The organism is Phaeacidiphilus oryzae TH49 (assembly GCF_000744815.1).
GTDB lineage: Bacteria > Actinomycetota > Actinomycetes > Streptomycetales > Streptomycetaceae > Phaeacidiphilus > Phaeacidiphilus oryzae.
This window is the reverse complement of record NZ_JQMQ01000005.1, coordinates 2,512,308-2,525,433: the sequence shown is the minus strand read 5'-3', so window position 1 is coordinate 2,525,433 and position 13,126 is coordinate 2,512,308. Positions and strand designations below refer to the sequence as shown.

The following is a 13,126-nucleotide window of genomic DNA, read 5'->3' as shown; positions in this document are numbered from 1 at the left end:
CTACCCCCATGGGAGCTGCCACGTGACGAGCGTAAGTGCGCACGCGCGGCCCGACGACATCGAAAGCGGCTTTGCCCGGACGCGGCGGAAGTTCCGGATGTGGCGCAAGGTGCGCCCGTTCTGGGCAGGCGTGCTGCTCATCCTGGCCGCGCTGCCCATCCTCTACTTCCCCTACTTCCATCTGTCGCTGGGCGGACTCAACCTCGCGATCTCCACCACGGCCGGCGCGGGGTCCCTGGTCATCGGGATCCTGCTGATCGTGCTGGGCATCTGCATGTGGTTCCAGCCGCAGATCAAGATCTTCGGCGGGGTCGCCGCGATCCTGCTGTCGCTGGTCTCGCTTCCGGTGTCCAACTTCGGCGGCTTCTTCCTCGGGCTGCTGCTCGGGCTGATCGGCGGGGCTCTCGCCATCGCCTGGGCGCCGCTGAAGACGGATGGTGAACCCGCCGCGGAGGGCGCCGGCGGGACCGGAACCGTACCCCCGCCCGGAACCGGACGGCGCCGCCGCGGCGCGGCCGGCTCCGAGCCGACCGCCGGGGCCCCCGAGACGGCCGAGCCCGCCGCCCAGGCCCCCGGGCTGCTCCCCCAGCGCGACGACGGCGACGTCGTCGGCGGGGACACCGGGGCCGAGGACGGTGCCCCCCGGTACCGCGACGAGCAGTCCTACGGGCCGGAGTTCTTCTTCGGTACCCGCGGCCGCACGGGAGGCGGACGCCATGGCAAGTGAGTCGAGCGGAGCCCCATTCGACGGGGGAGCACTCGAGGACGGAACCGCCGGGGACCTCCGCACCGCGGCCGAGCCGCGCCGTGCGGGCGGCCGGCACGCCGCCCGGCGCAAGCCGGTGCTGCTGCGCCTGCAGATGCCGGTCGGCAAGGCACTCGCGCTGACCGCGGTGCCGACCGCGCTGCTGATGGGGACCACGCTGACCGCGCGGGCCGCGTTCGCCACCGAGCGGACGACGACCAGCTCGGCCTCCGACTCCTCGTCGACGGCGAGTGCGACCTCGACACCGTCGGGATCCACCACCAGCGGTACGGGTTCCTGCCCCACGGCTTCGTCCTCTGCGTCCTCTTCCTCCTCCTCGCCGAGCGCCAAGGCGTCCTCGTCGGCGACGGCCGACAAGAGCAGGACGCCGTCCGCGTCGGCCTCGTCCTCGCCCTCGGCGTCCGGCTCCTCCACGTCGGCGTCGGCGCCGACGAGCAGCAAGCAGTCGACGAACTCGACGGCGTCCTCTCCCTCGTCGTCGCCGTCGTCCTCCGCCTCCTCGTCGTCCTCGTCCTCCGGCGGGCTGCTGGGGGCGCTGGACCCGCTGCACCTGTTCTCCGGGTCCACGTCCTCCTCGTCCTCCTCGTCCTCGTCCTCCGCCACGCCCTCCGCGTCCTCGACGCCGAGCGCGTCCAGCGGCACGTCGAGCGCGAGCTCCCCGTCCTCGTCCTCCTCCTCGACCAGCACGTCCAGCGGGGGCGGCCTGGTCTCGGGGGCCGAGAAGGCGGTGGCCGGGGTCACCGGCGCGGTCACCAAGACCGCCGGTGCCGCGGCGGGCTCCGTCAACCGGGCCACCGGCCAGGCGGGCATCGACTCGGTGGGCGCGAGCAAGGTCTGCGACACCAGCAAGGTCGCGGCGCCGATGGACCTGACGCCGGGCGAGTTCCCGGCGGACGCCTGGAACCTCAAGGCGAGCCAGCTGCGCCTGCACAACGCCGTCTTCCACGGCGTGGTGACGGTGCAGACGGCGGGCGGACCGAAGCGGGTGCTGAAGTTCACGGCGGAGGCCGTGGACATCGACAACCTGCAGATGTCGGTGAAGCAGGGCACCCAGCGCCAGCACATCGACGGCGGGCCGGGTTCCACCTCCACCATGCGCGGCGGCACGGTCACCATGTACGTGGAGAGCCTGACCGGCACCATCGCGGGGATCGAGGGGATTCCCCTCCCGCCGATCCTGCGGGTCACGCTGACTCCGGACACGCTGCCGGAGTGGCTGTGGAACCTGGTGGGCAACCTCAACGCCAAGCTCCAGCTGACCCTGGACGATGTGGACATCGACCAGGCCGGCCAGACCGGCGGGAACCTCACCATCCCCGGCATCCACGGCTACGCCACGAACCTGTGAGCTGACGCCCGCCACACGCGAACGCCGCACCCGGCCTCTGCCGGGTGCGGCGTTCGCGTTCTGCCGCGGCGTTGCCGACCGCGGCGCGCGGTCGGCGGACGCTACGCCCCCTTCGGGTGCTCCGAGAGGTGGTGGACGCGGACCATGTTGGTGCTGCCGGGGACTCCGGGCGGGGAGCCGGCGGTCATGATCACCGTGTCGCCGACGGAGAACCGGCCGAGCTTGATCAGGGCCTCGTCGATCTGCGCGATCATCTCGTCGGTGTTGGACGGCTCCGGAGTGCAGTAGCCCTCCACGCCCCAGCTCAGCGTCAGCTGGTTGCGGGTCTCCGCGTTCGGGGTGAAGGCCAGCACCGGGATCGGCGAGCGGTAGCGGGAGAGCCGCCGCGCGGTGTCGCCCGAGGTGGTGAAGGCGACCAGCGCCTCCCCGCCCAGGAAGTCGCCGAGCTCGGCCGCGGCCCGGGCCACCGCCCCGCCCTGGGTCCGCGGCTTGCGCCCCGGGTTGAGCGGCTGCAGGCCCTTGGCCAGCAGGTCCGTCTCGGCCGCCTCGACGATGCGGCTCATCGTGGCGACGGTCTCGATCGGGAACTTGCCGACGCTGGACTCGGCGGAGAGCATCACCGCGTCGGCGCCGTCCAGGATGGCGTTGGCGACGTCGGAGGCCTCGGCGCGGGTCGGCCGGGACGCGCTGATCATCGACTCCATCATCTGGGTGGCGACGATGACCGGCTTGGCGTTCCGCCGGCAGAGGGTGATCAGCTTCTTCTGGACCAGCGGCACCTGCTCCAGCGGGTACTCGACCGCGAGGTCGCCGCGGGCGACCATCACCGCGTCGAAGGCGAGGACGATCTCCTCCATCGCCGCCACCGCCTGCGGCTTCTCGATCTTGGCGATGACCGGGACCCGGCGGCCCTCCTCGTCCATCACCTTGTGGACGTCCTCGACGTCCGCCGCGTTCCGGACGAAGGAGAGGGCGACCATGTCGGCGCCCATCCGCAGGGCGAAGCGGAGGTCCTCGATGTCCTTCTCGCTCAGCGCCGGGACGTTCACCGCGGCGCCGGGGAGGTTGATCCCCTTGTTGTTGGAGAGGACGCCGCCCTCGACGACCCGGGTGTAGACCCGCGGGCCCTCGACCCGGACGGTCTCCAGGGCGATCACACCGTCGTTGATCAGGATCGGGTCGCCCGGCTTCACGTCGCCGGGCAGGCCCTTGTAGGTGGTGGAACAGATGTGCTGGTCACCGGGGACGTCCTCGGCGGTGATGATGAACTCGTCACCGTTCTCCACCGTGACCGGCCCATCGGCGAAGGTCCCGAGGCGGATCTTCGGGCCCTGAAGGTCGGCCAGGACACCGACCGGGCGGCCGACGGCGTCGGCGGCCGCGCGGACGTTCTGGTAGCGCTGCTCGTGCTCGGCGTGCGAGCCGTGGCTCATGTTCAGACGGGCGACGTTCATACCGGCGTCGATCAGCTTCTTCAGCTGTTCGAGGCTCTCCGTCGCGGGACCCAGAGTGCAGACGATCTTTGCTCGGCGCATATGGCTCATTCTATGTGTTCGGTTCCGCCCGGCATTTTCGATCAACTGCCGGTGGACAGGTCAGTCCTGGCGGAGGAGGGCGAAGGCCTGGCGGGCGATCTCGTACTCCTCGTCGGTGGGCACCACGGCCACCGCCACCCGGGAGGTGGGGGCGGAGACCAGGCGGGGGCTGTCGCCGCGGACGCCGTTGCGCACCGAGTCCAGCTCGATGCCGAGGACGGAGAGCCGGCCGGCCACCGCCTCGCGGACGGCGATCGAGTTCTCGCCCACTCCGGCCGTGAAGGCGACCGCGTCGACCCGGCCGAGGACGGCGAAGTACGAGCCCACGTACTTCTTCAGCCGGTGGACGTAGATGTCGAAGGCGAGCTGGGCGTCCGCGTCGCCTTCGCCCATTCGGCGGGCGATCTCCCGCATGTCGTTGGCCCCGCAGAGGCCGATCAGGCCGCTGCGGCGGTTCAGCAGGGCGTCGATCTCGTCCACGCCCAGGCCCGCCTCGCGGTGGAGGTGGAAGATCACCGCCGGGTCCAGGTCGCCCGAGCGGGTGCCCATCACCAGGCCCTCCAGCGGGGTCAGGCCCATCGAGGTGTCCACGCAGACGCCGCCGCGCACGGCCGAGGCGGAGGCGCCGTTGCCGAGGTGGAGGACGATCACGTTCACCGACTCCGGGGCCCGGCCCAGCAGCTCGGCGGTGCGCCGCGAGACGTACTCGTGGGAGGTGCCGTGGAAGCCGTAGCGGCGGACCGAGTTGGCGTCCGCGGTCTCCTTGTCGATCGCGTACCGCCAGGCGTGCTCCGGCATGGTGGCGTGGAACGCGGTGTCGAAGACGGCGATCTGCGGGAGGTCCGGGCGCAGCGCGCGGGCGACCTCGATGCCGGTGATGTTGGCCGGGTTGTGCAGCGGGGCCAGCGGGACCAGCCCGCGCAGCGCCTCGAGCACGGCGTCGTCGATCCGGGTCGGCTGGGTGAACCGGGTGCCGCCGTGCACCACCCGGTGGCCGATCGCGGCCAGCTCGGGCGAGTCCAGGCCGAGGCCGTCCCTCCTGAGCTCCTCGGCCACCGCCTTCAGGGCGGCGGTGTGGTCGGGGTAGCGCTCCTCGACGGTCCGCCGGGCGTCCCCGGCCCGGTGGACCAGGGCCCCCGCGGGCTCCCCGATCCGCTCCACCAGGCCGGTCGCCAGGCGGTCCCCGCCGGCCATGTCGATCAGCTGGTACTTCACCGACGAGGAGCCGGAGTTGAGGACCAGGACCCGGGTGGCGTCGTTCACTTCTGCTGTGCCTTTCGTGCGGCTGCCGGCGTGCTGATGACGGATCACATCGCCTCGGTGGGGGGCGGGCCGGGGGTGCGGGGGCGTCCCCCGGGTCGGCGTGCTTCTCGGCGCGCGCCTGGATGGCGGTGATCGCCACCGTGTTGACGATGTCCTGCACCAGCGCGCCCCGGGACAGGTCGTTGACCGGCTTGCGCAGGCCCTGGAGGAGGGGGCCGACCGCGATCGCCCCGGCCGAGCGCTGGACCGCCTTGTAGGTGTTGTTGCCGGTGTTGAGGTCCGGGAAGATCAGCACATTGGCCCGGCCGGCCACCGCGGAGTCCGGCAGCTTGGTCCTGGCGACCGCCGGCTCGACCGCCGCGTCGTACTGGATCGGACCCTCCACCAGCAGGTCCGGGCGCTGCTCGCGGACCAGGGCGGTGGCCGCGCGGACCTTGTCGACGTCCGCGCCGCTGCCCGAGGTGCCGGTGGAGTAGGAGAGCATCGCGACCCGGGTGTCCAGGCCGAACTGGGCGGCGGTGGCCGCCGACTGGACGGCGATGTCGGCCAGCTGCTCGGCGTCGGGGTCCGGGTTGACCGCGCAGTCCGCGTACGCCAGGACCTTGTCCGAGAGGCACATGAAGAAGACCGAGGAGACGATCGAGGCGCCCGGCCTGGTCTTGATGATCTCGAAGGCGGGGCGGATGGTGGCCGCGGTGGAGTGCACCGCTCCGGAGACCATGCCGTCGGCCAGGCCCTCCTCCACCATCAGGGTGCCGAAGTAGCTGACGTCGGAGACCACGTCGTGGGCCAGCTCCAGGGTGACGCCCTTGTGGGCGCGGAGCCGGGCGTAGAGCTCGGCGAAGCGGTCGCGGAGCGGGGACTCCACCGGGTCGATGATCCGGGCCCGGGCGGCGGGTCCTGCGGAGGCGCCTCCGGTGCTGTGCGCCGAGGTGTTCTCGGCGGCGTCCAGGCCGAGCTCCAGGCCGAGGTCGGCGGCCCGCTTGCGGATCGCCGCCGGATCGCCGAGGAGGGTGAGGTGGCAGACGTTGCGGCGGAGGAGCACCTCGGCGGCGCGGAGCACCCGCTCCTCGGTGCCCTCCGGCAGCACGATGTCCTTGAGGTCGACCCCGTTGCCCCGGGCCTTCTCCAGCAGCTCGTGCTCGAACATCATCGGGGTGACCCGGTCCGAGCGGCTCAGCTGGATGCGGTCGGTCAGCTCGGCGCCGTCCACGTGCATCTCGAAGAGGCCGAGGGCGGTCTCCATCTTGCGCGGGGAGGAGGCGGTGAGCCGGCCCTCCAGGGTGGAGAGCCCGGCGGCGGTGGGGAACGAGCCGTCCGGGACGACCGCGACCGGCGTCCCGGGGGCCAGCCGGGAGGCGAGCCGCATGACGTTCTCGCCCGGATGCTGCCCCAGCGTCATCAGCACCCCGGCGAGCGGCGGGGAGCCGGCGGCGTGCGCGGCGAGGGCGCCGATCAGCAGGTCGGCGCGGTCGCCGGGGGTGATCACCATCGAGCCCTCGGAGAGGGCGGCGAGGAAGTTCGGCAGCATGGCGCCGCCGAAGACGAACCGGCGGACGTCCCGGGCCAGCCCGGAGGCGTCGCCGAGCAGCACTTCGGCGCCGGTGGCGGCGACCACCTGGGAGACCGTCGGGGCGGAGAGCGCGGGCTCCTCGGGCAGGACGTAGAGCGGGACGCCGAGGGTGGTCAGGCGGCGGCCGACCTCCTGCTTGTCGCGTCCGGCCACCCGGTTGGCGATCGCGGCGAGGATCGAGCAGCCCAGGTCGTCGAGGGCGCGGACGGCGCTGCGGACCTCGGCGACGACCGTGTCGGCGGGGGTGCGGTGGCCGCCCACCACGGGCAGCACCCCGGCGCCGAACTCGTTGGCGAGGCGGGCGTTGAAGGCCAGCTCGTCCGGGATGCCGGTGTCGGCGAAGTCGGTGCCGAGGACGAGGAGCGCCTCGCAGCCGCGCTCGGCCTCGTGGAAGCGGTCGACGAGGAGCGAGATCAGCTCTTCGAGGCCCTCCTCGACCTGGATCCTGGCGGCCTCGGTGTAGGTCATGCCGTAGGCGGCGCGGGCCGGCTCCAGCCGGTAGCGGGAGCGGAGGAGGTCGAGGACGTGGTCCCCGGGGGGCTGCGCGGGGTCCGGGGCCTCGTGGACCAGCGGGCGGAACACGCCGACCGCGTCGACCTGGCGGGTCAGCAGCTCCATGACGCCGAGTTCCACGGCCTGGCGGCCGTCGCCACGGGCGATACCGGTCACGTACACACTGCGCGCCACGGGGGGTGCTCCGATTCTGGGCTTCTCGGGGGGAGGAGATGCCGGCGCGAGGCTTCGCTGGCGCACGCCGCGTCTCTATGACCATACCTTCGCATTTGTCTTACCTGTCCGCCGAGGTCTGACCCGCCTTCGGAGTCGGGTTCTCCCGCCGCGGGCCCACCGGTCACGGTCACGCCAGCAACTGGGTGCGCCAGTGGTTGAAGAGGGCCTCCGGGTCCCCGGTGTGGGCCCAGGGGTAGCGGGTGGGGCGGTCGCCGAGGAGGGGGAAGACCTCCACGGCCTCGGGGATCATGCCGGCGTGCACCAGGCCGTGGACGAGGAGGTTGAGGTCGGCGACGTCCTGGGCGTGCTCGACCGGTGCGCGGTGGGTGATCCAGCGGTTCAGGGTGGTGCGCAGCGCCTGGCGGGCGGAGTCGTGGGACCAGTGGTAGGTGAGTCCGATCGCGGCCCGGCCCTCGGTGGCGACGCGGTGGACGTAGTGCTCGACGCGGGCGGCCTGGGTGAGCGCCGGCAGCGGCGAGCCCAGCGGCGCGAAGGCCGCCGTGTCGTGGGCGAAGTTGTACATCTCGCCGTGCGAGCCGTGCCAGCGCGCGGAGAGGTGCCGCAGCGCCTGGTGGTGGCCCTCCCGGTGGTACGGGTCGCGGGCCGTCAGCTCCCGCCACCAGTGCCAGGTGTGCTGGTGGCCGCCGCCGTACAGCCGGGAGAGGGTCATCAGGGAGACCCAGGGCATCGGGTCGGCGGGGGCGGCCTCCGCCGCCTGGAGGCAGATCCGGGCCGCCCGGTCCAGCAGCGCCCGGTCCAGCTGGTCGGCCGAGGTGTCCGGGCGCGGGCCCTCGGCGCCGTCCTCGCGCTGCCGGGCGAGCGCCGTGAAGAGCCGCATCACCTCGGTGTCCGCGCGGACGACCAGCGCGTCCGGGTTCTTCGGCTCGCCGGACTGCCAGGTCTCGACGGTCCGGTTGCCGGCGGCCACGTCGGCCAGCAGCCGGACCCGGTGGCTGCGCCGGTCCCAGTCCGAACCGGTCGCGGCGAGGAGGTCGCGGGCCCCCTGCCAGCGGCCGACGACCAGGTCCTGGCGCGCGTCGACCAGCCCCCGGTCGCCGAAGGTCGGGTCGTACCGGGATGGCTGGGGCCGGCGTCGTCTGGGCATGGGCGAGACGGTGTGTGGGGGGTGAGGGTGACGTGGGGGCGGCTGTCGCGGCCGCCGGGAGGCGGGCGGCCGGTCGGGCGGGTCAGAGGTCGGTGGGGAGTACATCGTGGCCGCCGGTCTCCGCCGCGACCAGGTCCGGTTCCTCGCCGTACTCGGCGGCGACCGCCGCCGCGTTGGCGGCGTCCAGCCTCGCCGGACGGTAGTAGCCGCTGCCCTTGGCCCAGTACCAGCCCATCGGGAGGAGGCCGAGGGCGAGCGCGCCCATGCCGATGCCTATCACCTCTCCGCTGAGCGTGGTCAGCGACTCGACCAGGATCCACAGCATGAACAGCGCGCCGACCAGCGGCCAGAGGCCGATGAAGAACGCGTTGGAGAAGGACTTGAAGAGCAGTCTGCGGTAGGCGACCACGACGGCGAAGCCGGCCAGGCCGTAGTAGAACGCGATCTGCAGGCCGATCGCGCTGACCGCGTCGGTGAGGATGGTGTTCACCGAGCCGAGGCCGTTGGAGGCGATGAACAGGACGAGGGAGACGACGGTGACGGTGGCCACCGCGATGTGCGGGGTCTGCCAGCGCGGGTGGGAGCGGCCGAAGGCGGGGGAGACGGTGTGGTCCCGGCCCATCGCGAAGAGCGAGCGGGTGACCTGGATCAGGGTGGTCTCCAGGGTGGCGATGGTGGACAGCATCACCGCGAGGACCAGCACCTTGCCGCCCCAGCCCGGCCAGACCGCGTCGCCGAGCACGGTCAGCAGGTCGCCCGAGTCGGCCTGGATCTGCTTCTGGGTGAGGATCAGGTTGACGGCGATGGTGACGATCTCGAAGAGGGCGAACACCATCACCACCCCGACCAGCCCGCCGAGCCCGGAGTTGCGCCGGCTGTTGCTGGTCTCCTCGGAGAGGTTGGCGGTGACGTCCCAGCCCCAGAAGTAGAAGGCGGCCACCAGGGCCGCGGCGGCGAAGCCGCTCGCCCCGCCGAAGTGGCCGAACCCCCACAGCCAGGACCAGGAGAAGAGCGCGGCCGGGTGCTGCTGCCCGGCGCCGTGCACCAGCGCGGAGACGCCGAAGGCGACCAGGATCAGCACCTCGATCCCGGTCATGATCCACTGGGCGTGGGCCGTGATCCGCACCCCCACCAGCACCAGCAGCGCCATCAGCACGAACCAGACGGCCCCCACCCCGGTCGCCGCCCAGGTGTTCTCGGCGGCGGAGGCGGAGAAGAGCGAGAGGGTGTACGAGCCGGCCGGCAGGGCGCCGGCCACCATGAAGATGGTGGCCGAGACCACCAGCGCCCAGCCGGAGAGGAAGCCGAGCGAGGGGTGCAGCGCCCGGCCCACCCAGGAGTAGCTGGCGCCCGCGTTGACGTCCACCTTGCCGAGGTGGTTGAAGGCCCAGGCGATCCCCAGCATCGGTATCACGCAGCCGAGCAGGGCGGCCGGGCTGACCAGTCCGGCGGCGCCGACCAGTACGGCGGTGGTCGCGGCCAGGGTGTACGCCGGGGCGCTGCCGGCGACGGCCATCACGATGGTGTCGAAGCTGCCGAGGACGTCGGCGCGCAGGGCCCGGCTGTGCGGGCGCTCGGCCTGCTGCGCCGCCTGGCGAGCGCGGGTCGGACTCATCGGTGCCTCTTGCCTCTCCGGGGGGACGGAACGCGGTCGCGGGCGGGGCGGTGCGATGGTGCGCGTGCGGTGCTCGTTCCCCCGGTTCGGCTGTGCTGCCGTGCGTCTACCGTGTCTCTCAGTACGGTTCAGGCGTCGCAGTGCTGCTCAATGTCAGCCAAATGTTGCCGAATCGCATGCACCCAGGGCAACGGTTTGGCGAGAATCGTTTGCAGGATGGCTGAATCTACGGATCTCGAAAAATGAGGCGCCCCCGATTGCGGATTTCGTCGTCCGCGACCGGGGGCAAGGGTGTTGACGATGTGTCAGTTCGATGGCGGCGCCAAGCGCCGGGGGCTCAGGCCGGGCAGAGCCAGATGGTGCTCAGCGGGGGCAGCCTGAGGACCGCGCTGGCTTCCCGCCCGTTCCACGGCACCGGTTCCGACTTGACCGGCTCCGGGTTGCCGACCCCGGAACCGCCGTACACCTCGGCGTCGGTGTTGAGGATCTCCAGCCAGGAGCCGGTCGGCGAGGGCGGCAGCCCCACCCGGTAGTCCTCCCGTACGGCGGGCGACAGATGCGAGACGCAGACCAGCGGGCGTCCCGCCGCGTCGTAGCGGACGAAGGAGAAGACGTTGTCGTCCGCGGCGCCGCCGTCGATCCAGGCGAAGCCCTCCGGCCGGGTGTCCAGCTGCCACAGCTGCGGGGAGTCCGTGTACACCCGGTTGAGGTCGCGGACGAGCTCGCGCACGCCCTCGTGGTCGGCGTGCGCCGGCCATTCCTCGTCCAGTACCCACCACTGCGGGCCGTGGTCGTGGTCCCACTCCGCGCCCTGGGCGAACTCGGTGCCCATGAAGAGGAGTTGCTTGCCCGGGTGGCTCCACATGAAGCCCAGGTAGGCACGCAGGTTGGCGCGCTGCCGCCACCAGTCGCCGGGCATCTTGGACACCAGGGAGCGCTTCCCGTGCACCACCTCGTCGTGCGAGATGGGCAGCACGTAGTTCTCGGAGTAGGCGTAGACCATCGAGAACGTCATCTCGTTGTGGTGCCACTTGCGGTGGATCGGGTCGTGCTGCATGTACTCCAGGGAGTCGTGCATCCAGCCCATGTTCCACTTCAGGCCGAAGCCGAGGCCCCCGGAGTCGGTCGGCCTGGTCACGCCGTCCCAGGCGGTGGACTCCTCGGCGATGGTCACCACGCCGGGGCAGCGCCGGTAGACGGTGGCGTTCATCTCCTGGAGGAAGCCGACGGCGTCCCAGTTCTCCCGCCCGCCGTACTCGTTGGGCGACCAGGCGCCGTCCTCGCGGGAGTAGTCGAGGTAGAGCATCGAGGCGACCGCGTCCACCCGGAGGCCGTCCACGTGGTACTCCTGGCACCAGTACACGGCGTTGGCCACCAGGAAGTTGCGCACCTCGGTGCGGCCGTAGTCGAACTCCAGGGTGCCCCAGTCCGGGTGCTCGGCGCGCAGCGGGTCGCCGGGCTCGTAGAGCGGCTCCCCGTCGAAGCGGGCCAGCGCCCAGTCGTCCTTGGGGAAGTGCGCCGGGACCCAGTCGACGATCACCCCGACGCCGTGCCGGTGGAGGGCGTCGATCAGGTACTTGAGGTCGTCCGGGGAGCCGAGCCGGGAGGTGGGCGCGTAGTAGCTGCTCACCTGGTAGCCCCAGGAGCCGCCGAACGGGTGCTCCATCACCGGCATCAGCTCGACATGGGTGAAGCCCAGGTCGCGGACGTACGCCGGGAGGACGTCGGCGAGCTGGCGGTACGTCAGCCCCGGCCGCCAGGATGGGAGGTGCACCTCGTAGACGGAGAACGGCGCCTCGTGGACCGGGGTGGCGCCCCGGCGGGACATCCAGGCCGCGTCCTGCCAGGTGTGCCGGGAGGCGTGGACGACGGACGCGGTGGCCGGCGGCTCCTCGGTGGCCTGGGCCATCGGGTCGGCCTTCTGCAGCAGCCGGCCGTCGCGGGTGGCGATCTCGTACTTGTAGCGGGCGCCCTCGTGGACTCCGGGGACGAACAGCTCCCAGACGCCGGCCGCGCCCAGCGAGCGCATCGGATGGCTGGTCCCGTCCCAGCAGTTGAAGTCGCCGGCCACCCGGACGCCGGCGGCGTTCGGGGCCCAGACCGCGAAGGCGGTGCCGGCCACCCCGTCGAGGGTGCGCGGGTGGGAGCCGAGGGCCTCCCAGAGCTGCTCGTGCCGGCCCTCGCGGATCAGGTGGAGGTCGGTCTCGCCGAGGGTGGGGAGGAAGCGGTAGCCGTCCTGCTGGACCTGCTCGGTGCCGTCGTAGGTCACCAGCAGCTGGTAGCCGCCGGGGGCGGCCGGCAGCGGCAGCAGGCCGGTGAAGAGCCCGTCCTGCTGGTGGGTCAGCTCCCAGCGGGCGGACGGCGAGTCGGTGCCGTGGACGGCGACCGCGACCCGTTCGGCGAACGGGCGGAGGACCCGGAGGACGAGGCCGTCGGCGGCCGGGTGGAGGCCGAGGAGGCTGTGCGGGTCGTGGTGCCGGCCGGAGGTGAGCCGGGCGATCTCGGCGGGCGGGAGGGGGGCCTCGGGGGCGAGCGGCGGGCGGGGCCGCCGCCGGAGCCGCTGCCGCCGCCGGAGCCGCCGGGGCGGGGGCCGCCGCCGCTGCCGTTCCCGCCGGTGGGGCCGCCCGGGTCGGTGGAGGCGATCCGCTCCGAGCCGTCGTCGGCCGGGTGGGGGAGCCCGCGCGGGGGGCGGGCGGGAGCGCGCTCGCCGGTGCCGGTAATCGTGCTGGTGCTGGTGCTCGTGCCGGCGCCCCTGCTCGTGCCGGTGCCGCTGTGGCCGCTGCGCCCGCCGGCGCCGGTTGCGGGGGACGGGTCGCCGGTGCCGGTGCCGCTCGGGCTGCCGGGCCCGGTGGGGGACTGGGGGGTCCGCGGGCTGTGGGTGGTGCGCGCGGACCGGGGGGCGCGCTGGCCGCGGGTGGGTTGTGAACGCTCGGAGGGCGAGCCGGAGCTCGCGCCGGCGGCCGCAACCGGTTCTTCGCCGGAGGTTGCGGCGGCCCCGGGACCGGTGCTCGCCGGACCGGTGGTCGCCGGCGGTCGCCGGGCGCCGCCGGAGGCGGCCGTGGCACCGGTCGCCCGGAAGGTCGGAGGCACCTGGCCGGAGGGCGGTCCGGACAGCGGACGGGGAGTGGGCGGCGGGTCGAGCGGGGTCACCTGGGGTTCCTCCTCGGAGGGGCGGGGACAGCGGGGCGGCCG

General features: G+C 72.9%; 6 protein-coding genes and 2 pseudogenes. 2 read left to right on the top strand and 6 right to left on the bottom strand.

The window, feature by feature from the left end:
* The first annotated feature begins 97 nt into the window (after positions 1 to 97).
* Both BS73_RS15020 and BS73_RS15015 read left to right on the top strand, forming a co-directional pair.
* Positions 98 to 727 (top strand): DUF6114 domain-containing protein, encoded by a 630-nt coding sequence (locus BS73_RS15020; RefSeq protein ID WP_063836997.1) that lies wholly within the window; start codon positions 98 to 100, stop codon positions 725 to 727.
* The gene (locus BS73_RS15015) at positions 717 to 2,114 is read left to right on the top strand and encodes a hypothetical protein (protein ID WP_037572718.1); all 1,398 of its coding nucleotides are present in this window, start codon (positions 717 to 719) and stop codon (positions 2,112 to 2,114) included. The genes BS73_RS15020 and BS73_RS15015 overlap by 11 nt, the downstream gene beginning before the upstream one ends.
* A gap of 101 nt (positions 2,115 to 2,215) precedes the next feature.
* Here the strand turns inward: BS73_RS15015 and pyk are convergent, their stop codons facing one another.
* The 6 genes and pseudogenes from pyk to glgB all read right to left on the bottom strand — a co-directional run bounded on the left by pyk (position 2,216) and on the right by glgB (position 12,900).
* Positions 2,216 to 3,649 (bottom strand): pyruvate kinase, encoded by a 1,434-nt coding sequence (pyk, locus tag BS73_RS15010; protein ID WP_037572716.1) that lies wholly within the window; start codon positions 3,647 to 3,649, stop codon positions 2,216 to 2,218.
* Positions 3,650 to 3,709: 60 nt separating this feature from the next.
* Positions 3,710 to 4,912, bottom strand: coding sequence for an acetate kinase (locus BS73_RS15005; RefSeq protein WP_037572713.1), 1,203 nt, complete (start codon positions 4,910 to 4,912; stop codon positions 3,710 to 3,712).
* 82 nt (positions 4,913 to 4,994) lie between these two features.
* A pseudogene (gene pta / locus BS73_RS36220) lies at positions 4,995 to 7,172 on the bottom strand (phosphate acetyltransferase); the annotation flags it as partial.
* Positions 7,173 to 7,341: 169 nt separating this feature from the next.
* A complete protein-coding gene (locus tag BS73_RS14985; RefSeq protein ID WP_037572701.1) occupies positions 7,342 to 8,319 on the bottom strand; it encodes a hypothetical protein in 978 nt (325 codons plus the stop codon).
* A gap of 82 nt (positions 8,320 to 8,401) precedes the next feature.
* The gene (locus BS73_RS14980) at positions 8,402 to 9,934 is read right to left on the bottom strand and encodes an APC family permease (protein WP_051939954.1); all 1,533 of its coding nucleotides are present in this window, start codon (positions 9,932 to 9,934) and stop codon (positions 8,402 to 8,404) included.
* A 337-nt stretch (positions 9,935 to 10,271) separates the two neighbouring features.
* Positions 10,272 to 12,900: pseudogene (gene glgB, locus BS73_RS14975) on the bottom strand (1,4-alpha-glucan branching enzyme).
* Between the last annotated feature and the right edge of the window lie 226 nt (positions 12,901 to 13,126).

Excerpts from the sequence above, each read along its gene's own strand:
- BS73_RS15020 (WP_063836997.1), top strand. The coding sequence starts at position 98 with ATGTGGCGCAAGGTGCGCCCGTTCTGGGCAGGCGTGCTGCTCATCCTG.
- BS73_RS15015 (WP_037572718.1), top strand. The coding sequence starts at position 717 with ATGGCAAGTGAGTCGAGCGGAGCCCCATTCGACGGGGGAGCACTCGAG.
- pyk (WP_037572716.1), bottom strand. The coding sequence starts at position 3,649 with ATGCGCCGAGCAAAGATCGTCTGCACTCTGGGTCCCGCGACGGAGAGC.
- BS73_RS14985 (WP_037572701.1), bottom strand. The coding sequence starts at position 8,319 with ATGCCCAGACGACGCCGGCCCCAGCCATCCCGGTACGACCCGACCTTC.
- BS73_RS14980 (WP_051939954.1), bottom strand. The coding sequence starts at position 9,934 with ATGAGTCCGACCCGCGCTCGCCAGGCGGCGCAGCAGGCCGAGCGCCCG.